This window comes from Psychrobacter sp. NZS113, from assembly GCF_015864825.1.
Classification (GTDB): domain Bacteria; phylum Pseudomonadota; class Gammaproteobacteria; order Pseudomonadales; family Moraxellaceae; genus Psychrobacter.
The window spans coordinates 247,315-270,021 of sequence record NZ_JADYWL010000001.1; the positions used below are offsets into that span (position 1 = coordinate 247,315).

At 35.3% G+C, this 22,707-nt stretch carries 18 protein-coding genes; all 18 read left to right on the forward strand.

Annotated elements, in window-relative coordinates:
* Positions 1-20: 20 nt before the first annotated feature.
* The 18 genes from rfbB (at position 21) to I6E61_RS01160 (ending at position 22,688) form a co-directional block, all read left to right on the forward strand.
* Complete coding sequence (gene rfbB / locus I6E61_RS01075; protein WP_197128693.1) at positions 21-1,097, forward strand: dTDP-glucose 4,6-dehydratase; 1,077 nt, start codon at positions 21-23, stop codon at positions 1,095-1,097.
* Positions 1,094-2,005, forward strand: a complete 912-nt coding sequence (gene rfbD, locus I6E61_RS01080) for a dTDP-4-dehydrorhamnose reductase (protein WP_197128695.1) — start codon at positions 1,094-1,096, stop codon at positions 2,003-2,005. Before rfbB ends, rfbD begins: the two co-directional genes overlap by 4 nt.
* A gap of 54 nt (positions 2,006-2,059) precedes the next feature.
* Positions 2,060-2,929 carry a glucose-1-phosphate thymidylyltransferase RfbA gene (rfbA, locus tag I6E61_RS01085; protein ID WP_197128697.1) on the forward strand — a complete coding sequence of 290 codons (870 nt, stop codon included), beginning with the start codon at positions 2,060-2,062 and terminating at the stop codon, positions 2,927-2,929.
* Between the two features lie 51 nt (positions 2,930-2,980).
* Positions 2,981-3,661 (forward strand): hypothetical protein, encoded by a 681-nt coding sequence (locus I6E61_RS01090; RefSeq protein WP_197128699.1) that lies wholly within the window; start codon positions 2,981-2,983, stop codon positions 3,659-3,661.
* Positions 3,662-3,721: 60 nt separating this feature from the next.
* A complete protein-coding gene (rfbC, locus tag I6E61_RS01095; RefSeq protein ID WP_197128702.1) occupies positions 3,722-4,264 on the forward strand; it encodes a dTDP-4-dehydrorhamnose 3,5-epimerase in 543 nt (180 codons plus the stop codon).
* Positions 4,265-4,309: 45 nt separating this feature from the next.
* Positions 4,310-6,133, forward strand: coding sequence for a glycosyltransferase (locus I6E61_RS01100; RefSeq protein ID WP_197128704.1), 1,824 nt, complete (start codon positions 4,310-4,312; stop codon positions 6,131-6,133).
* Between the two features lie 18 nt (positions 6,134-6,151).
* Entirely contained in the window at positions 6,152-8,605 is a 2,454-nt protein-coding gene (locus tag I6E61_RS01105) for a glycosyltransferase (RefSeq protein ID WP_197128706.1), read from the forward strand.
* A gap of 20 nt (positions 8,606-8,625) precedes the next feature.
* On the forward strand, positions 8,626-9,981 hold the full coding sequence (locus I6E61_RS01110; protein WP_197128708.1) for a glycosyltransferase family 2 protein: 1,356 nt from the start codon (positions 8,626-8,628) through the stop codon (positions 9,979-9,981).
* 35 nt (positions 9,982-10,016) lie between these two features.
* Complete coding sequence (locus tag I6E61_RS01115; protein ID WP_197128710.1) at positions 10,017-10,979, forward strand: hypothetical protein; 963 nt, start codon at positions 10,017-10,019, stop codon at positions 10,977-10,979.
* A gap of 95 nt (positions 10,980-11,074) precedes the next feature.
* The gene (locus I6E61_RS01120) at positions 11,075-12,676 is read left to right on the forward strand and encodes an aldolase catalytic domain-containing protein (protein ID WP_197128712.1); all 1,602 of its coding nucleotides are present in this window, start codon (positions 11,075-11,077) and stop codon (positions 12,674-12,676) included.
* A complete protein-coding gene (locus I6E61_RS01125) occupies positions 12,676-13,368 on the forward strand; it encodes an acylneuraminate cytidylyltransferase family protein (protein WP_227685616.1) in 693 nt (230 codons plus the stop codon). Before I6E61_RS01120 ends, I6E61_RS01125 begins: the two co-directional genes overlap by 1 nt.
* Positions 13,365-14,033 (forward strand): HAD family hydrolase, encoded by a 669-nt coding sequence (locus I6E61_RS01130; RefSeq protein ID WP_197128714.1) that lies wholly within the window; start codon positions 13,365-13,367, stop codon positions 14,031-14,033. The genes I6E61_RS01125 and I6E61_RS01130 overlap by 4 nt, the downstream gene beginning before the upstream one ends.
* 51 nt (positions 14,034-14,084) lie before the next feature.
* Positions 14,085-15,257 (forward strand): nucleotide sugar dehydrogenase, encoded by a 1,173-nt coding sequence (locus tag I6E61_RS01135; protein WP_197128723.1) that lies wholly within the window; start codon positions 14,085-14,087, stop codon positions 15,255-15,257.
* A 19-nt stretch (positions 15,258-15,276) separates the two neighbouring features.
* On the forward strand, positions 15,277-16,704 hold the full coding sequence (locus I6E61_RS01140) for a hypothetical protein (RefSeq protein ID WP_197128725.1): 1,428 nt from the start codon (positions 15,277-15,279) through the stop codon (positions 16,702-16,704).
* A gap of 213 nt (positions 16,705-16,917) precedes the next feature.
* On the forward strand, positions 16,918-18,429 hold the full coding sequence (locus I6E61_RS01145) for a glycosyltransferase family 2 protein (RefSeq protein ID WP_197128727.1): 1,512 nt from the start codon (positions 16,918-16,920) through the stop codon (positions 18,427-18,429).
* A gap of 240 nt (positions 18,430-18,669) precedes the next feature.
* Positions 18,670-19,551: a UTP--glucose-1-phosphate uridylyltransferase gene (locus I6E61_RS01150; protein ID WP_197128729.1), complete on the forward strand. Its 882-nt coding sequence runs from the start codon at positions 18,670-18,672 to the stop codon at positions 19,549-19,551.
* 19 nt (positions 19,552-19,570) lie between these two features.
* A complete protein-coding gene (gene pgi / locus I6E61_RS01155) occupies positions 19,571-21,235 on the forward strand; it encodes a glucose-6-phosphate isomerase (RefSeq protein ID WP_197129437.1) in 1,665 nt (554 codons plus the stop codon).
* A 40-nt stretch (positions 21,236-21,275) separates the two neighbouring features.
* Complete coding sequence (locus I6E61_RS01160; RefSeq protein ID WP_197128731.1) at positions 21,276-22,688, forward strand: UDP-glucose/GDP-mannose dehydrogenase family protein; 1,413 nt, start codon at positions 21,276-21,278, stop codon at positions 22,686-22,688.
* Positions 22,689-22,707: the final 19 nt, after the last annotated feature.

A 22,707-nucleotide genomic window follows, 5' to 3' on the forward strand; every position in this document is an offset into this window, starting at 1 on the left:
ACAGGTATTGTAGAATTATTATGGCAAAAAAAATACTAGTAACTGGTGGTGCAGGCTTTATTGGTTCTGCAGTAGTTCGTCATATCATTAATAGCACAAATGATTATGTTTTGAACTTGGATAAACTTACCTATGCGGGTTGCCTAGCGTCACTAAATGATATTGATAAGTCGCCTCGTTATAAGTTTGTAAAAGCCGATATATGTAATTTAGAACAATGTAAGTTGATTATTACTGAGTTTCAACCGGATATCATTATGCATTTGGCTGCGGAGAGTCATGTAGACAGATCTATTGATGGTCCGAAAGAGTTTATAGATACTAATATTATTGGTACTTATAATTTGCTAGAAGTCTCTAGAGAATATTATCAAAGTTTAAATGCGGACAGAAAAAATCAGTTTAGGTTTCACCATATATCTACAGACGAAGTCTATGGAGACCTAGAAGGAACTAGTGATTTATTTACAGAGGAGACAGCCTATGCTCCTAGCAGCCCGTATTCAGCTAGTAAAGCTTCTTCTGATCATTTAGTACGTGCATGGCAGCGTACTTTTAATCTACCAACCGTGATAACCAATTGCTCTAATAATTACGGTCCATATCATTTTCCTGAAAAACTCATACCTCTTACAATTCTAAATGCTCTGAAAGGAAAACCATTACCGATATATGGTGATGGTAAACAAATTAGAGATTGGTTGTTTGTAGAAGATCATGCACGTGCCTTATTGTTAGTAGCGACCACAGGCAAAACTGGTGAAACTTATAACATTGGTGGTCACAATGAGAAACAAAATATTGAAGTAGTAAAGACTATATGCAAGCACTTAGAAGAACTGGCGCCTGATAAACCTAAAGATATCTCAATGTATGCTGATCTTATTACCTATGTGACTGATAGAGCAGGTCATGATGTACGTTATGCAATTGACGCATCTAAAATTGAGAAAGAACTGGGTTGGAAACCAGAGGAGACGTTCGATTCAGGTTTGAGAAAGACTGTACAATGGTACTTAGATCATCCTAGCTGGTGGCAATCTATCTTGGATGGGTCTTATCAAGAAACTAACCAGCAATTAGTGAGTCAGTTATGAGTAGAAAAATTGTATTGCTTGCTTCTACAGGACAGGTAGGATTTGAATTGAACCGCCAACTTCAATCTTTTGGAGAGGTAGTTACAGTCACTCGTGAAAATGTCAATTTCTTAGATTTAGAAGCCGTCTATCAATATATCAATAAAATATCTCCTGATATTATTGTGAATGCTGCTGCCTATACGGCAGTGGATAAAGCCGAATCAGACATAGCTAGTACTTTTACTTTAAATCGAGATTTGCCTCGTGTTTTGGCCGAATTAAGTATTGTGCATGATGCATGGTTAGTACATTATTCATCAGATTATGTTTATCCTGGTAATGGAGATACTTCTTGGATAGAAAGTGACGCACCTGGCCCATTAAATGTTTATGGTCAATCTAAACTTGAGGGTGATTTGGCTATTGAGAGTATTGCTAGTAAATATTTAATATTTCGTACAAGTTGGGTATATGCAGCACGAGGTAATAATTTTTTACTAAGCATGTTGAGGCTAGGAAAGGAGCGTGACAGTTTAAATATTGTTAATGATCAAATTGGCGCGCCTACACCTGCTAGTCTAATTGCTACAGTAAGTACGTTATGTTTACAAAAGGTTATTAGTTTAGATTCAGCACAGTCATTCAGTGGTGTATATCATCTTGCTTCTAGAGGGCACACTAACTGGTATGATTTTGCATCGAAAATATTTGATGAGGCTCGTATTCGAGGCTTAAGCTTGGCTTTGAAAAAAGGTGGCTTAGGTCAGATATCTTCTACTGAATATCCTACACCTGCGAAAAGACCACAAAACTCCCGATTAAATTTGGATAAAATTGAATCTAAATTCGGAGTTATAATGCCTACTTGGGAAAGCCAACTTTCTCTGACGATGGAAGAGTGGTTAGATGCTAATGGCAGTGTTTAAAGACGCTGATTAGCTATAATTTTTGACTATATAATTCAATGAGGTTAAGTTCTAATGACAAAAGGTATTGTTCTCGCTGGAGGATCAGGTACTCGGCTTCATCCTATCACTATGGGAGTGTCTAAGCAGCTTTTACCTGTTTATGACAAGCCCATGATTTATTATCCAATTTCTGTATTGATGTTGGCTGGAATATCTGAAATTCTTATTATATCCACGCCTGATGATTTGCCAGCTTACAAAAAGCTTTTAGGGTGTGGAGAACAGTTTGGTATCAAACTAAGCTATGCTATACAGCCAAGTCCAGATGGTTTAGCTCAAGCATTTATTATAGGAGAGGAGTTTATAGGAGATGATTCGGTATGCTTGGTGCTAGGAGATAATATCTTTCATGGGCAACACTTCTCGGTTCAACTAAATCAAGCCATTCAAAGAACTACAGGGGCTACTGTATTTGGCTATTTAGTTAATGACCCTGAACGTTTTGGTGTAGTTGAGTTTGATGAACTTGGCAAGGCAATCTCAATAGAAGAAAAGCCTGAGTCCCCAAAATCAAGCTATGCAGTAACTGGCTTATATTTTTATGACAATGATGTAATATCTATTGCTAAGTCTGTGAAACCATCAGAACGCGGTGAGCTAGAGATTACCTCAATCAATAATGCTTATCTTGAGCGAGGTGATCTACATGTAGAAAGACTTGGCCGAGGTTTTGCTTGGCTTGATACAGGTACTCATGACTCTTTACTTCAAGCAAGTAGTTATGTTCAGACAGTAGAACAACGTCAAGGATTAAAAATTGCAAGTTTGCAGGAAATAGCATGGAGAAATGGCTGGATTGATGATCAAAAACTAGAAGAGGAAGGTAATAAGTTTAGAAAAACTCAATATGGGCAATATTTGTTAAAGTTACTCGGCCATTAACAATAGTATATATTAGATAAAATATTTATATATTTATAACGGAGTAGTTTCATGACACATATTAAGAAAGTGAGTTTTGATAAAAAATATTCCAAAAACTCAAAGAATGATTCTGAGACTGAGATAGTCTCTAAAAATATCAGTATGAATATCCAGAGTTCTATTTTAGAGTTGATAGCGGAAAATGATAAGCTCAAGAAATATTCTTCTAATTTAGAAGATGAGTTACTAGTCTCAGAGCAGAAATCTAGTTTATTAAATAACTCATTACTTAAATGTTTACATGATACTCAAGAGCAACTACTGTTTTATAGATTGAAAATTGATAGTAAAGATATAGAAACCTTTGAAGAATCTATTAGTAAAAAAGGTAATAAAGAATACTACGAAAATATCAGTAAAGAATATTATGGAGCACGCCAAAGAGTAGAGGATGATCTCCCTTACAAATTAGGACGCGTTATTATTAATTACTCTGATACCCCTCAAAATATAGCTAAAATACCTAAGCTATTATTTGAACAATACAAAGATTTTTTGCAAAACCCTGATCAATCTCGATTACCTCCAATTGAAGAATATGTTGATTATGAGGAGTCTGAGAAAATTAAGCAGCATTTAACCTACAAAGTTGGATTGATAGCCGCTGAAAGTATCAAGTCTCCAAAAAATATAATTAAGATGCCTTTTGAGATAACAAAACAGGTTCTTCTATTCAAGAAAAAAAAGTAGAACTATTAAGTGTTTCATCCTAACAAACTTATTTTTTAAGTATTATTCGAGTATATCTTTATGGAATATAAGAAATTATCAATACCTGACGTTGTATTAATGACTCCAAAAGTATTTGAAGATGAACGTGGTTTCTTTATGGAAACCTTTCGTGAGGTAGATTTCAAAAAGTATTGTGGTAATTATCACTTTGTACAGGATAACCATAGTAGTTCATCTTATGGAATATTAAGAGGATTACACTATCAGCATGAGAAACCTCAGGGCAAATTGATTAGAGTAGTGAGAGGTGAGGTCTTTGATGTTGCTGTAGATATGAGAGTGGATTCTTCTACGTATGGGCACTGGATAGGTGAATATCTCAGTGAAGAGAACAAGAGAATGTTGTGGGTACCACCTGGTTTTGCTCATGGTTTTGTTGTGCTTAGTGAGCAGGCTGAGTTCGTATATAAATGCACGGACGTCTATAACCCTGGTGATGAATATTCGCTACTCTGGAATGACGAGCATGTCGGGATTGAGTGGCCTATTGCAACTAATGATGTTGTGCTTTCTAATAAAGATGAGGAAGGTCTAAGCTTTTCTGAAGCACCAAAATTTTAGGGTTTTAAAACTATATAACGTAACCAAAGAGGTAGCAATTACTCAATGAGCACAAGTATAAGTAATGATTTTAGTATTGCTATTGTTATTCATGCCTTCTATATAGAGCAGTTTGTCACTATTGTTGAGATGGTAAAAAAAATATACGATGACAATAGGTTAAATATTAATATTGATATACATATAACGTTGAGTGAAGCCTCTGATCCAAGGATCAAAAACTATATTGATAGTGATAGATATTTGAATAAAGCTATCATTCATAGTTTTCCTAACTATGGAATGGATTTATTACCTTTTTTCCAAATTATGCCCAGTCTACAAAAATATGACTGGGTTCTTAAGTTACACACTAAAAATTGCCATGATTCATTTAGTCGAGTTTGGTTCGAAAGTCTTTGTAACGGATTAATAGCAACACCCGAAATATTTTTTGAGACACTTAACTACATTCGTTCTAACCATAAATGGAATATGGCAGGGTTAATGCCTTTTTTTGTTTCCTCTAAACACTTAATGTTTAACAATGAGCTTGATGTTGAAAAACTTGCCAAATTGTGGGATGTAAGTATTGAAGATGACTGGGGTTTTTTTGCGGGTAGTTTTTTTTGGTTAAGACCACGCTGCTATCTAGAAGCGTCAGAGAAGCTATTGGATAACAAGACTTGGTTCACTAATGCTTTTGCTAAAGATGGTCAAATGGCTCATGCAGTCGAAAGAGTTTTGACTAGAGTTGCTCAGAAATCAGGGGAGGTAGGATTGATACTTCCTTCGTTTAATAAAGAGGGTTTGTGCGATGCCCCTCTTTTCTACTCTGACAAGCATCCAATGGCAATAAATAGAGTATTCACTAAACAACTAATAGGTGGCTATAAAACGCTATCCAACGATATTCATGTATTAAACACTGTACCGCTTTTAGATGTAAAAGCATATTCTAAAGATACTAACATCAATTTCATAGAAAACATGCAGGCGTATGAACACTTTCTACTTATAGGACAGTTTAATGGTTTTTCCAAGAGCGTGAAGCCGATAGATCTTAGAGTATCAGAGTCTAAAATATTAAACTGGCAAATACAATCTCAAAAATATAGGAAAGAAACATTAGTTTCTATCATAATTCCAGTAGTCAATAATTTCAAATTGACGATAGCATGCTTAGAATCCATAAAACGACATAGTCATGATATAAACTATGAAGTAATTGTTGTTGACAATGGTAGTGACAAGATAAAGTCCATAGGGATGGATATCTATTCAAAGCTTAACAGTCATGTACGTGTTTTCCATCTACCCAATAATTTGAACTTCTCTATTGCTTGTAATTATGGGTTTAGTAAAAGTGATGGACAAACAGTAGTTTTTTTAAATAACGATACGAAAGTTACTAAAGGCTGGCTACCACCTATCCAAAAAGCAGTATCTCAGCCGAAAATTATCGCAGTACAGCCTAAATTATTGTATTTAGACGACACTATACAATGTGCGGGTGTTGATTTTGGGGATGATGGTTTTGGCATATGTAGATACGAAGGTTATGACAAAGATAATAATGAAGCTAATATCTCCCAATCATGTCCAGCTTTGACAGCGGCATGTTTAGCTATGAAAGCGAAAGATTTTGTCGCACTAAAAGGTTTTGATACATGGTATATCAACGGACAAGAAGATATGGACTTGTGCATTAGAATGCGACAAGCATTTCCTTCTCATATTCTTTGGTATGAGGCCAAAAGTAGTGTATATCATTACACTTCCAAGACTACAGGGCGTAAGTTACATATAGATCAAAATCGTGCAATCTTTAAAGCAAAATGGCACCATCAGTCCTCTTTAAATTTATTTAAAATAAAGAAAGCTAAATAATAGGGTGAAAACAGCATTATGTATCCAACTTCTCAGATTGTTAAACAGTATAACTATTTTTATCAAGCGAATGCTGCATTTAGAGAAGGCTATTATAGTTTAGCATTGCAATTATATACTCAGGCATTTCATAAATACCCAATGATTAAGGATATGATAGTTTCTAACTTACGTATTTTATTGATCAAGAAAGATGGTTATTTTTCTGAAGAAATGCTTAAGAGGATTTTGTTAAAAACCAAAGAGCAAAAGAGCATATTAAACCCTTATAAAGATTATGTCTTACTAAAAGAACATAATTTTAACTTGACGAATGTAGGCCAAAAAGACGGTATATATGTCGCTAATGACGATGATCCTCACGTCACCTTTAATACTAACTTTGAGGGTTATAACGCGGGATTTTATGGGTGGTCTTTTTACATATTTGCTAACACTGAGCTGATTGGTCAACAAGGCAGGATATATATAGATTATGGAGAGGGGTTTTCAGAAGAAAACTCAATAAGCATATTTATATTATCAGGGCTAAATGAGCGTGTCATTTTCTTGGAAAGACCGCCTATAAATATACGTTTCGACCCGTTAGAAATTCAAACTGAATTCAGTATACTTGATTTTGAAATCACTACTATTAATGAAGTTACTATAAAGCAATACTTTCAAAAGGTGCTATTAAAAGACAAGCAGCCACTTAGTAATGATGATCAACCAATTTTAGCGCTTTATGAGCAATATCAGGAACTAATCCTAAATCCTAGTCAAAACGTTGGAAAGTATGAAAAGTGGATAGCTGTAAATGAATTAGAAAATGATACTTTGTATTATGAATCAAAAAGCTTAGAACGTCATTTTGATACGAGTATTTTATTCTCAATAATAATACCAACTTACAACACTGAAGAAAAATATTTGCGAGCTTGTATTGACTCTTTACTGAATCAAAGTTTTAGCAACTTTGAGGTTTGTATTGCAGATGACTGTTCAACAGATATACGAGTCAAACAAGTCCTGAAAGAATATGAAGCTCAGGATGAACGGATTAAAGTTGTCTATAGATCGAAAAATGGTCATATATCAAAAGCCAGTAATTCAGCGATTGATATAGCTGTTGGTCGCTATCTTGTATTGGTAGATCATGATGACACATTATCATCCAATGCTTTATATTACTGTGCCAAAGCAATTTATGATAATGCAGACCTTAAAATTATTTATTCTGATGAGGATAAAATTGATGAGAATGGTGTAAGGTCGAATCCTCACTTCAAAAGTGATTGGAATCCTGATTTACTCTTTTCTCAAAACTACGTCTCTCATTTAGGTGTGTATAGTGCTTCTTTGATCGATTCAATTGGAGGATTTAGAGCAGGAGTAGAAGGCAGTCAAGACTATGACTTATTGCTTCGATGCTTGCCCAAGATAGAGTCATCACAAATTGCCCATATACCTAAAGTCTTATATCACTGGCGTGCTATCGCTGGATCGACAGCTACCGATGCTGGTGAGAAAACTTATACCACAGATGCTGGAATTAAGTCGCTTCGCGATTACTTTTCTATCAATGGTCCAAGAGGCGTAGCGGTAAAAATGGGCCAAGTACCCAATACTTATAAAGTTGACTGGCCTATTCCTCGTAAGGCTCCGAAAGTAAGTATGCTAATTCCTACTCGTGATGGGAAACAAATAACAGAGCAAGCTGTTAGAAGTATCTTGGATAAAACGACCTATCCTAACTACGATATTCTAATTATAGATAATGGTAGTGAAAAAGCGGAAACATTTGATTTCTTTGAACAAATTCAAAATGAAGACAGTCGAGTATCCGTGATAAGGTATGACCAGCCATTCAACTACTCAGCAATCAATAATTTCGGTGTCAAGCATACAGATGGTGAGATCATTGGGTTAATCAATAATGATGTTGAAGTCATTAATCCAGAATGGTTGACAGAAATGGTTATGCATGCGATTCGTCCAGAGATTGGATGTGTAGGTGCCAAGCTATACTATGCAAATGGGCAAATACAACATGCGGGCGTGATCACTAGTCTCGGTGGAGTAGCAGGGCACTCGCATAAATACTTTCCGCGTAAAGCAGTGGGGTATTTTCATAGACTTGTACTCGTACAGAATCTTACAGCAGTTACAGCGGCTTGTTTATTGGTTAAACGTAATATATATGAAGAAGTAAATGGATTAAACGAAAAAGATCTTACTGTGGCATTCAATGATGTGGATTTTTGTTTGAGAGTTTATACTGCAGGTTATCGTAATCTGTGGACACCGTATGCTGAGTTGTACCATCATGAATCTATTAGTCGTGGTGCTGAAGACAGTCCAGAAAAAATTGCACGCTTCAATAAAGAGGTTAATTATATGAAATTAACTTGGAAGCAGTTATTAGATAGAGATCCTCATTATAGCCCTAACTTAACTAAGGCTAGAGAAGATTTTTCTATAAATCAATAGTGTCAAATAAGAAGATTCTAATGGAACAACAAAATACGAGAATAAAACTGTTTGCTATAGCAAAAGATGAAGCTGCATATATTCCTCAATGGGTGCATCATCACTTTTATTTTGGCTTTGATGAGATAGAGATTTGGCTTAACAACATAGAGGACAACTCTATAGAAGTATGTGAACGTTTGTCTGACACCTATGAGAACTTTAGTTATAAGGTTGCTGATGATATTTTAGAAGAATGTAAAGAAAAGAGAATTCATTTTCAAGAATACTCTTACAATGAAGTATATAAACGTGAGTTAGCAGATAAGAATTTTACTCATATTTTTTATTTAGATTTGGATGAGATGTGGACGCCAAAAGACTTTAGTACCAATATAAAAGAATATCTAAGCTTATATCCAGATAAAGACAGTATTTCGTTCCTTTGGTATTTTGATGACGCAGGCTATGATAGATTATTATTTAGTAATGCATTTGAAACAAAGCAAAATTTATATAAAAATCAGCACGTAAAAAGCTTGCTTAAAATTACAGAAAAAGTAAGTAGAGTAGGTATTCATAATCATTCTATAACTGACGGTGATTATATTTTACAAAATGGCGATAGGTTTGATGTACATGATCCTAAATCTTTAGATGGAGCTATAGTTCCTGCAGAGTTATTTAACAAAATAAGTGATAACCTAGATTCTTCTTTTATATACCATACGGTATTTAGGTCTCAATTAGAGTACGTATCCACTTTGCTTAGAGGTAGAAAGCACGCGACTATAAAGTCAGCTTTCAAGGATAATAGGTGGGGCTATAAAAACCAAGGAAAAGGGTTTTATCTAGATATTAATGAAAGTCTTATGGAATATAACAAAAGTTATATAAAATTTTTAGATAGAAATAATATTTTCAAAGAAGTAATGAAGGCGCAAAGTTTTTTAGTGGATAGATTCTATAAAGCGAAGAACTTGATAGAGTTGGGTAATGATAAAGACCATGTACTATTCAGTAAGATACTTGATGGAGTATGCTTATCGGGGATGGAGCAATATGGATGTTTTGATTTTAGAATAGATAACGTGAAAAACGATAATAAAGTGCTCTCTATTACAGGGTGGATTGTCAAAAAAAATTCAACGAAAGATGACTTAATAGATATTAAGTTTTACTCTATGGTTAGTGGTCAAAAAAATGAAATTAGCGGGCTTTTTATACGAAAAAATCGACCAGATGTGGTTGAGAAAATAAATAAAAATGCCCCACTACTAAGTGGCTTTAGTTTTAGCTTTGAACTGAATGACCTAAATATATTTAGCAGTGATTCAAATATTAACTTGATTGATTTTAATGGTTTTAAGAACATAGCTAGTTTTTTAATAGAATGAAATAGTAATTTAAAAATTATTTTTGGATAATTTATATGAAATATAGCTTAGATTTTAGCAATAAGAACTTATCAGGTTGGGTAGCTACAAACCTGCATGATACTAGTATAGATATCGTAGATAGCTCAAATAATAATTTTATTACTGGTTTAGATAAAGTCAGAAAGGATGTTGTTTCAAAAGGCATCTGTGATAATGAAAGATGTGGGTTTTCTTTCAGTAATATATTAAAGAAAAATATAGAAGGAGACATATTTTCTTTCAATATACATAATGCTGAGATAAATATTATAGGTTCTAAGTTTTGCGGTGATAAAGAAAAATGGCGTCTAATTTTTGATGATTTTCAAGTAAGTGATAGAAATGACTTTACTATACAAGACTGTAGTATGGGAGAGTTATTCAATAGTCATCCAGATATTATAGCATTCAAAATACTTATGATTAGACTCAGGAGAGGAAAAAGATCTTTTTCATATAGAGGTGAGTTTAAAGGGCACGAATATCCCTTGATGCAGAGTGATTGGGAGTTTTTCAAGAGTTATTACATTAAGCATTTTGACTCCTTAAGTAAAATACTATCAGTACGTAGTTTATGGTCAGTTATTGACACTTTTGTTGACTTCGGTTCACCCATTGAAAAGTCTTGTGCATTAGCAATTTCTAACTATATGTATCAAGAGCGTTTCGCTCAAACCTATGCGCAAGTTTTCGAGATGGTACCTTTACAAGAAGCTAAAATGAAAGGTCAGGCTCCTTATTGGGGTGGAATGCTTTCTAATAATTTAACAAGAGATGATGCATACGATGTTTTCATGACAAAAAATATTGAAGTGTTAGAGTATGCACCTATCATAAAGAAAACTTTTGCTGTAATTTTCCTAGAAGCTATTAATAATAGTTACTCTATAATCTCAATGAATTCGTCAAATAGTATGTATTTTAAAGCTGCTTTTAAATTTTACAAAAATTATTTCTCTGATTATCTTATTAAATAGTAGTGAATTCCTTATATAAATGGCATTTTAACGATTTATGCTAAAGCACATCTAAGAAATATAGAAAATCTTACATTTTAAATTAGGTAGTATTTATGAAAATATTAGATTGTACGTTACGTGATGGCGGTTATTATAATTCTTGGGACTTCTCACAAGAGCTAGTAGAGCAATATTTAGAAGCTATGTCAGCAGCAGGTGTTAATATCGTGGAATTGGGATTGCGTTCTCTAAAAAATAGCGGTTTTAAAGGGGCTGCTGCTTTTACTACTGACGATTTTATCCGTAGTCTACCGATTCCCGAAGGGTTGACAGTAGGTGTTATGCTCAATGCTTCTGAGCTAGTGGATCTTACGACTCAAACAGAAGTTCTAGAGACATTGTTTCCAGTATCGGCTCAAGAGTCACCTGTAGAATTAGTTCGTATTGCGAGTCATGTTTATGAATTTGAAGCTGCTTTGCAGGCTGTAAACTGGTTGACCAGTAAAGGATATCGAGTCGGTTTTAACCTGATGCAGATTGCTGATCGCACCGAAGAAGAAGTTATTAATTTGGCTAGGTTGGCAAAAGAATATCCATTGGATGCTTTATATTTTGCAGATAGTATGGGAAGTATGTATCCAGAAGACGTCTCTAAAATCATCGGTTGGTTGCGTACGCACTGGCAAGGTGCTTTAGGTATACATACACACGATAACATGAGTCTGGCATTGTCCAATACCAAACGTGCAATTCGTGAAGGCGTTACGTGGGTAGATGCTACTGTGACCGGCATGGGTAGAGGTCCAGGTAATGCACGTACAGAAGAACTCGTGATTGAAGTTGCTGAGTTACGGGGTGAAACAGTTAATCTAGTACCTTTGATGAGTGTTATCCGCAAATACTTCAAGCCGATGCAAATTAAATATGGATGGGGAACCAACCCCTATTACTTTTTATCTGGTAAATATGGTATTCACCCGTCTTACATTCAGTCTATGATGAGTGATACTCGCTATGATGATGAAGATTTGCTGGCAGTCATAGATTATTTGCGAGAAGAAGGTGGCAAGAAGTTTAGTGATGAAATTCTGAACTCAGCTCGACAATTCTATACTTCGGAACCTACTGGTGATTGGTCACCATCCGAAGTCTTTGCTGACCGTGAAGTTTTATTATTGGGTAGTGGCCCAGGTGTCCAACGCCATCGTGATGCTTTAGAAAGATATATCAGGAAACAAAAACCTGTCGTGTTGGCATTAAACACACAAGCGAATATTGATGCTGAGTTAATTGACTACCGTATAGCATGTCATCCAGTTCGTCTCTTAGCTGATGTAGAAGAACATACCAAGCTGTCTCAGCCTTTAATCACACCTTATTCTATGTTGCCAAATTCTATTAAAGAACATCTTGGTAATAAAGAAGTAAAAGATTTCGGAATAAATATTGAAAATGATAAGTTTGCTTTCGGCAATAATTTTTGTACTACGCCATCGTCATTAGTTATGGCTTATGCTTTTGCAACTGTAGCTAGTGGTAGTGCTAAACGATTACTGTTAGCAGGATTTGATGGTTATCCTGGTAAGGATCCACGTAACGAGGAGATGAACAACATCGTATTAGAATTCCGTAGTTCAGATTCTAAGGTAGAAGTGTTAGCTGTGACACCTTCTCAATATGATGTTGAAAAACGAAGTGTTTACGGGATGGTATAATGTCAAAGAAAATTACTTGCTTTCTTCCTTGTCGTCAAGGAAGTGAAAGGGTTCCTAGGAAAAACATAAAGCCTTTCGCTGGATATGAGTTTGGTCTCATTCAAATCAAAATCAAACAGCTATTAAATGCTCGTTTAATTGATGAAATTGTCATTAGTACTGATGATAAAAGTATCATTGATTATGCGGAAAGTATCGAAGATGCTCGTTTAATTATACACAATAGAGATGTTCGTTTGGCATCAAGCACAACCAGTACAGATGATTTAGTGGCTCATGCGTTAGAGCTGATTCCTGAAGGTCATATTTTATGGACTCATGTAACCTCGCCTTTCATTAATAGTGCAAAATATGATGAAATTATTGAATCATATTTTGCTCAGTTAGGAAGTGGTTTCGACTCTTTAATGACAACTACCTTAATACATAGTTTTTTATGGCAACATGGGCAACCATTAAACTATGATAGATTAAAAGAAAAATGGCCGAGGTCTCAGACTTTAGAAGCTGTAGATGAAGTAAATAGTGGAGCCTTCCTTGCTTCATCAAATATATATCGCGAACATAACGACAGAATTGGAAAGGCAGTCTATTTACATCATCTTGATAAATTGGTAAGTCATGATATAGATTGGCCAGCAGACTTTATCATTGCAGAATGTTTAGCTGAGAAGAGATTAGTTGCGCTATGAACTTTCTGAAAAGTATATCCGATTATGACACTTTAGTTTTCGACTGTGATGGGGTTATTCTTAACTCAAATCGAGTAAAAACAGAAGCGTTTTATGTAGCGGCTTTAGCTTACGGAGAAGCTGCTGCAAACGCGCTAAAGAACTATCATGTATTGAATGGTGGCATTTCTAGATACAAGAAGTTTCACTATTTTCTACAAGAAATAGTCCCTAAGTATGCACCAAGTATCGAAGGTCCTAACTATGAAACATTATTAGAAGTTTTTTCTAAATATGTTCATGAAAGTTTATTGCGTTGTGAGGTAGCTGAAGGTCTTAGAGAGTTGAGAGAAATAACCAGTAATACCAACTGGTTAATTGTTTCGGGTGGTGATCAGGTCGAGTTGAACGAGATATTTTCATTACGTGGCTTAGACACGATGTTTGATGGCGGAATATTTGGAAGTCCAGATACCAAGGAGCTGATTCTAGCTCGAGAGTACGCAAAAGGAAATATTGGCCATAGAGCTTTGTTTTTAGGCGATAGCAAGTATGATTATGAAGCAGCAAAGTCTGGCAATTTGGACTTTATTTTCTTATATAAGTGGACGGAATTTGTCGACTACAAACATTTCTTTATAGACAAACCCGTGATTACTCATAAAGACATTCAGTCTTTACTTTAATAAACATAAAGTCGTATACACTACTTTTCGTAATAACTTTAAGTGATAAGTATGAAAAAAATAACTATAGTAGGAACAGGATATGTTGGATTATCTAATGCAATGTTGCTTGCTCAATATAATCAAGTAATAGCCTTAGATATAGACCCTAAGCGTGTCAGTATGCTTAACCAAGGCAAATCTCCTATAGAAGATGACTTTATTGTAGAATTTCTACTCAGTAAAGATATAACGTTTAAAGCAACGCTAGACAAAAGCGAAGCATATTTAGATGCAGATTATATTATAATCGCTACTCCTACAAACTATGACTCAGATACCAACTATTTTGATACAAGTAGTGTAGAGAACGTTATAAAAGAAGCAATGGAGTTAAACCCTAATGCTTTAATCATTATTAAATCTACAGTGCCTGTAGGATTTACCAAGCGTATAAAAGAAAGCTTGGGTATTAGCAATCTGATTTTTTCACCAGAGTTCTTGCGTGAAGGTTATGCTTTATATGACAACTTATATCCTTCAAGAGTGGTTATAGGTGAACAGTCAATAAGGGCTGAAGGCTTCTCCGAATTGATGCTGGAAGGTGCCAAAAAAGAAAATGTAGATGTGCTATTTACTGATAATACCGAAGCTGAAGCCATTAAACTATTTGCAAATACGTTTCTCGCTATGAGGGTGGCTTTTTTCAATGAACTAGATACATATGCGACTGTTCATGATCTGACTACAAAGCAGATTATAGATGGAGTATGTCTCGATCCTAGAATTGGGGACTATTATAATAATCCATCATTTGGGTATGGTGGGTACTGTTTACCAAAAGATACTAAGCAATTATTAGCTAACTATCAGGACGTACCTCAGACTCTTATAAGAGCTATAGTAGAGTCGAACCGAACTCGTAAAGACTTCATCGCTGATGATATCTTGAAGCTTGAGCCGCAGGTTGTGGGTATATATCGCCTAGTCATGAAAGCAGGATCTGATAATTTTAGAGCATCTGCTATTCAAGGTATAATGAAGCGTCTAAAATCTAAAGGCATTAGGGTTGTTATATATGAGCCTGTATCTTCTGAAAGTGAGTTCTTTAATTCACCAATAATCCATAGCTTGGATGAGTTTAAAAGTATTAGTGATGTTATTATTGCAAATCGTGTCACTGATGAATTGGAAGATGTTACTGCTAAAGTCTATACAAGAGATATATTTCGAAGCGACAAATAACACGATATAGGTTCACGTCTTGAATATAATTAGTATTAGGATAAAATCCTATAAATATTTTTTGTACTCATTGTTTTATTTTGCAAGAAAAAATAAGCAATTAGCTAAAAACTATTACCTTCTATCACTTACGAATCAAGGCACACGCAATTTTTCTCTAGAAAATAAATTGGATAACTTTTATTCTAAGAAAGATAAGAAAATTAAAATTGCTGTTTCTGGGTGGGAGCTTTCGCATAATGCTGCTGGTAGAGCTATTACATTGGCAGAGTTATATCACTATGCTGGTTTCAATGATGTGGAAATGATAGGGTCTATAATAAATAGCAAGAGTAAGCAAGCAAGAAAAATTTGGCAACCATTGCTTTCGCATCATATTCCAGTTAATTATTTTTCTATAGGTAGGAATGATATAGATGCGATTGTTTCTAAAACTATGGAGTTTGTCGTTCAAAATCCATACGATATAGTACATTTATCAAAACCACGAATAACTAATATCGTTATAGGATTGATGTATAAACTAATCTGGGGTTCTACGGTTATTATAGACATAGATGATGAAGAGTTGGCATTCGGTACTAGTAATATTAATCACTTGAAAAGTACGGATGATAGTCTAAAAGAAAATATTAGAGATGTATTCTGGACTAAGAAAGCAATACAACTAATAGAAAACTTTGATTTAGTAAGCGTATCTAATCCAGCATTACAAAAAAAATATGGTGGCTTTATTATACCTCATGTTAGAAATGAAAATATTTTTGTTCCTTCTGATAATCGAAAAAATTCAATACGAAAAAAATTTAATATACCAGTCGATAAAATCGTTGTTATATTTTTCGGTACCCCTAAACGTCATAAAGGCATCATAGAAACTGCAAAAGTACTGGCAGCGCTGAATGACGATCGTATTCTTTACACGATAGTAGGTGATTTTCAAGATAAAAGTTTGAAGCATGAGTTAGAAAGCATTTCTGGTATTAATATTTGTTTTCTTCCCAATCAAAGATTTGATGAAGCAGCAGATATAGTCTCTATGGGTGATATATGTATTCTTTTACAAGAAAAAAATAACGATATAAGTAAATATCAGTTACCAGCAAAGCTTGTAGATGCTTTAGGAATGGGTTTAAAAATATTTATACAAAAAACTGAGGCTACAGCTAACTTATCAGAAGGTAGTCAAATAGAATTTGTGGATTTAGATAATTTAGAATACTGTCTCAAAAATTATCTTGAAAATGAACATGGTAAAGGTAATGAGATATTGAGTCAGAGAGAGTATTTTCTTGAGAATTTTAGTATGAGTTCTGCGGTTGATGACATTAATTACATTATAAAAAATTACGAAGATAAAAATAATATGTCAGGTGTTAATTATGAAAATATAACCTATTACTCTAAACTTAATCTGTTTAGTTTAATTAAAAAGTGCAGATTTTAATTTTATATGTATTTTTTAATGATAGACAGTTGTATATAGATTAATAACTATCTAATGTCAGTCCAAACCTATATATATAATCACTTCAATCCAAAGTCTCAGTGTGCTTGATTTCTTGCTTTAACTGTGCCTCCTCAAAATTTAAAAACATCTTTACTAATTATTATTACTTTATTTCCATATTAACTATACTATAATTATTTAGGTTGCTTTTTGAAATATTTTTCTTACATAAATAAAAAGAAATTCATTCATGCTCTTGCTATCCTGTCACCTAAGGTACGGTACTGCACTGCAAAACGGCGCTGGTTTGCTATGCGCTTAGGATTATACCAAACTGTATTAAGACATAGAAGTAGATGTTTTTTCAAATCGAGACGTAGTATCTTAGTAAATACTATAGCCGAAATTAAACGCCAAGATCTAAATTATTTACAGGCTAAATATAGAATAAACTATATTCTTTGTAGGAAGAGATATAGAAGATTTCAGAGAGAGTTAATTAAAGAAGTTATCACTATCTATCCAGAAATAGTCTTTGATTTTTTAGAAGATAATATAAAACATCTTAATGAAAGTGACTATCAAGGGCTATATATTGCGCTTCAGCACAAATTTAATAAAGAAAATGTTCTGAATGGAAAAGTTTTTCACGATTTCTTTGGTGAAAATCAAACTGATTTCATAAACAAAAAGTGCTTATCAAATAATATTTTACTTCATAATAATATTACTAAGTTGAATAATTTAAACGAAATTTTTACTTGTCAGAACCTTTCGGTTGTTGGTCTAATAAATGATGACGAACCCTTTACGGTAACCAACCTTAAACCAATCACCGCCGTAGATAAACATAAAGTATATAACGATACTTGTGAGGAGTATAAGGTTACAGTTATTGTCACCTCTTATAATGCTAGTAAAACTATCACTAGTTGTATTAATAGCTTATTGAAGCAAACATGGCCCAATTTAGAAATCATAGTTGTAGATGATGCCAGCACTGATGATACACTCAAAATATTGAAAGAACTGAAAAAGCAATGTAGTTTTCTGAAAGTTATTTCTTTAGCTCACAACGTAGGAACATTTGTTGCTAAAAATATTGGTGCTGAGTATGCTGAGGGTACGTTCTTGACATGTCAAGATTCTGATGATTGGGCGCACCCGCAAAAAATAGCAGAGCAAGTGATGCCACTAATAAGAGACTCTAATATCATTGCGACTACATCACAATGGTTGAGGCTAGATGGTTATGGTCAGTATTATATTCGTCAAATGTACCCGTTTGTCAGGCAGAATCCAGCATCTCCTATGTTTCGTCTGAATATTGTTAGACAAGATATAGGGCTATGGCATGCAGTGAGAACTGGGGCTGATAGTGAATTTTATGAGCGTCTAAAATTAGGTTATGGTAAAAAAAGTATAATAATCATTGAGAAAATTCTAACTATTGCTAGTCATTGTTTAAGCTCTTTGATGAACTCGGAGGAGTTCGGTACGAGTAATCGTACAAGTGCTTTAGCACGTTTAGATTATTGGGAGTCATGGCGATTATGGCATATAAGCTTATTGCATCATAGCGCGGTTCCCTATATGCCTACACTATATCAACAGGCAGAAGCTGAGAAATCGATATTTGAGAATATACCAGATAGTATTAGGATCGATAGATTAGATTTGAAGCGTATTTTAGAAAATAATAAACCACTGAATATAAATTAATTTGTAGCCTTGTTTTGGCAAAGGTAATGACAATAGAAATCATAGTTAAGTAAAAAATATCCATTAATACGTTTTTATTTCTTCATTGATCGATGGTAGGTTTCAGCTGTGCTCAGCTAATGATATCCATTCTAATGATATTTAGATCATGTTTTGGATATTAGCCCAAATAAACTTTAGTAAATCAACATGTAGTATTAAAAAATGTCTTGATTTTAATCAAATAGGATTCCTTTAAAAATGCGAAAGATAACCCATGCTGTTATTCCTGTTGCAGGTTTTGGCACTCGTATGTTACCGCTGTCTAAATCAGTACCTAAAGAGCTACTACCACTCGGTAATCGCCCTGCTATTCATTATGTAGTAGAAGAAGCTATCGCAGCGGGTATTAAACATATTGTGTTGGTTAGCCACTCTCAAAAAGGTGCAATTGAGAACTATTTTGATATAAATATTGAGATAGATAACCAATTGCGTGAGAAGGGTAAAGATGAAGTAGCAGACAGCCTAAATTGGCTACCTAGTGACGTCACAGTTTCAATGATACGTCAAGGAAGGGCATTAGGTTTGGGGCATGCAGTATTGGCTGCAAAACCAATCATTGGAAATGATGATTTTGTAGTGTTGTTGCCTGATGTGGTACTTGATCCCTTTACTACGAATATGTCTACTGATAATTTAGCCTTTATGATCGATGAATTTACCAAAGATGGACATTCACAAATTTTGGTTGATACGGTTGCAGATAAAGATGTACACAAATATGGTATCGCTAAACTGAGAGATTCTATTGAGATTGATTGTGAAGCGAGTAGCAGAAATAGTAATGCTAGCTTTAAAGTCGCAGGTTTTGTAGAAAAGCCTAGTTTGGCTGAAGCACCTTCAAGATTAGCAGTGGTAGGGCGATATGTATTTAGCAATAAAATTTTTGATTATTTGTCTAGCACTACAGCCTCAGTTGGTGGTGAAATTCAGCTGACGGATGCTATTGATGCTTTGATTAGCGAATACGGTGTGAGTGTGACGACTATGCGTGGTAGCAGCTATGATGCAGGCGATATGCGCTCTTATATGCATGCGTTTATCTATTTTGCTCAGCAGCAATTAATAGAAGGTAAGTAATTGACTGATGGCAAATTTAATGGATGACAAAATAAAGGATCCTATGGCTTACCGAAATGCACGTTGCTCTCCGTACTGGCAAGAGCTGAAAAATCTTGCCACTCAAACATGGTCTTTGGCAGCCTTGTTCGAGCAAGACAATAGCCGTGCTATGCGCTTCAGTATCCAAGCTGGCGCTTTATATATGGACTACAGTAAACAGTGTATAGACGAGCAAGTGCTAGAAACACTCTTACAGTTAGCCGAGAGTTGTGATTTATCGCTACGAATCGACTCCCTTATGCAAGGCGCTATGGTGAATACTAGTGAGCAACGTGCGGCATTACACACCGCGCTACGTTTACCAGAAACAGCAACGCTAGATGTTAATGGTCAAAATATAGTTAATGATGTGCATAGTAGTTTGACACAAGTAGCAAGATTGTCCGAACGTGTGCGTAATGGTACATGGCGTGGGTTCTCTGGTAAAGCTATTACCGATGTTATTAATATTGGCGTTGGTGGTTCTGATTTAGGTCCGTTAATGGCTACAACTTCACTTGATGAATGGGCCGATACAAATATCAAAGTGCATTTTGTTTCTAATATGGATGGTACTCATCTGGATAATTTACTGAAACATCTAAATCCTGAAACAACTTTGTTTATAATTTCATCCAAATCTTTTAGTACAGTTGATACCTTATCCAATGCTAAAACAGCATTATCGTGGCTATTGGCGACAGCTAAACTGCGTGCAGGTACAGAAGATAGCGTCCTACGTCGTCACTTTATTGGCATCTCTGCCAACAATGAAAAAATGAGTATATGGGGCATTCATCCAGAGCATCAACTGCAGCTTTGGGAATGGGTCGGTGGTCGATTCTCTTTATGGTCAGCTATTGGATTGGCCATTGCTATTCGTGTTGGCATGCCTAGATTTAGAGAGTTATTAAGCGGTGCTCATAGTATGGATGAGCACTTTGCACAGGCTGGATTTTCACAAAACCTACCTGTCTTATTGGGTTTACTTGCTGTTTGGAACAGTACTTTTCTACAAGTAAATGCTCATACCGTATTACCTTACGACGGCCGTCTCAGTTACTTACCTAGCTATTTGACCCAGCTTGAAATGGAAAGTAACGGTAAGTCGGTTACTCAGCATGGTGAACGTATTGACTACGGTACTTGTCCCATTCTATGGGGTGAAATTGGCTCAAACGCTCAGCATGCATTCTATCAGTTACTGCATCAAGGTACACAGCAAGTTTCTTGCGACTTTATTGCCTGCGTGCGCCGTTATAGTGATGAGGTAAAAAATGCTTCATTACAACAGCAGCATGAACTGTCTTTAGCCAACTGCTTGGCACAAAGTCGTGTATTAGCTTTTGGTAACGCTGCCATTACTGATACAGTACGATCTAGCCCATCGGATAAGTATAAGCATTACCGTGGTAATCAGCCATCAACCACGCTGCTGATCGATGAACTGACGCCACATAGTTTAGGAGCACTAATTGCGCTCTATGAACATAAAGTCTATGTTATGGCCAGTATTTGGGATATCAATCCGTTTGATCAGTGGGGTGTTGAGATGGGTAAGCAAATGGCAGAGTCGGTGCATCATGCTATGCAGCACGAGATTGCAGGACTATTCGATACCTCTACTGACCAGCTGTTACAGCATATTAAACAGCTACCCTAATGGTACGACTGATACGTTAACAATATTAAAAGGTAAGTTCATGAAGATTGCTGCCCAAATTCAAGATAGCTCTGAATACAAGAATAAATGTGAAACAATGCAGTCTAATAATCCTACCGTTTGTGTACTTGTCGGTCATTGTGTCGAAGCTATTACTAGTGCAGTAGTGCTAGCAAGCTTAGGGCAGTATGTGCATTTGTATGCAGATGTAGACTTATTAGCACAGCAGTTACAGCAGTATGGTTTTGAGCATCATTTACAATCACTTTGGCAAATGTATGAGCAGAAAAAAACTATTATTATCCATACGTTGCCAGATAGCGCTGACAAGCTAATACAGAGCTATGAAAAAATAAGCAGTGGTATTGATAATGATATCGAAGAAGTTTGTCATACTGGTGAAAGTAATAATGCTGCCCTATACTGGTTATTTTTAGATAGTATTAAGCCAATATGGGTAGAAAACAACTGGCTTACAGCATTTAATCGTAGTAGTCAGCAAGCATTACCAGTAATTATAAGCGGTATTGAACAGCTGGGAAAAGTTTCAGAGCTGGCTAAACGTTTACAGCGCCCTTGGGTGTACTATGTGCCTTTCGTTTTTTTACAAGATGGCGATGCTTACAGTTCAATGTTAAATCCTTCGCTATGGTTACTTGGTGAAAAAAATCCAAATAGTAGTCAGCACTTATACATGTTGAAGCCTATAATGCAACATGCTAGCGCCACTCATTATGCTGATATAGCATTAATAGAATTTGCTCGTAGTAGTATTATGCTTATGTTGGCGACGCGGGTGAGCTTCATGAATGAGCTCTCTCGTTTGGCGGATAGCCATCATATAGATATTCAGCAGGTTGGTCATATCATGGGACTTGACGATCGCGTGAGTAGTAGTTATTTGCAAGCAGGTTGGGGATTTGGAGGCAAAGCCTTACCTGCTGAGCTGCTACAATTACAACAATCGAACAAAGAGCACAGTTTAGAGATGCCATTGTTAGAATCTGTTATTCATATCAATAAAGATCAAAAAGAACTGATATTTCGTAAATTTTGGCAGTATTTTGATGGTTTTATTGATAATAAGACAGTTATGATCTGGGGTGGAAGTTACAAATCAGGTTCAGGGCGTACGATAGGCTCAGCCATTCACCCATTACTGTCTTTACTGTGGTCTTATAATATTCGTACTATAGTTTATAGTGATAAAGCACAGGCCGAACTGGCCGTGCTCTATGAGCAGCAACCCTTACTTGAGTTAATTGATAATCCTTATGAAAAACTTCGTGACGCTCAGGCCATTTTTATTGTTAGTTGGTCACCACGAGACCAATTAGATATTGCCAAAATTAATCAACAAGCTATGCCGGTATTTGATGCGCAAAATATTTTCACTCGTTTGCAGATAGACAGCTTAGTGGGTGATTACATGGGTATTGGTCGTTCCAAGTAGGTGCTTTCAAGATCTTTTA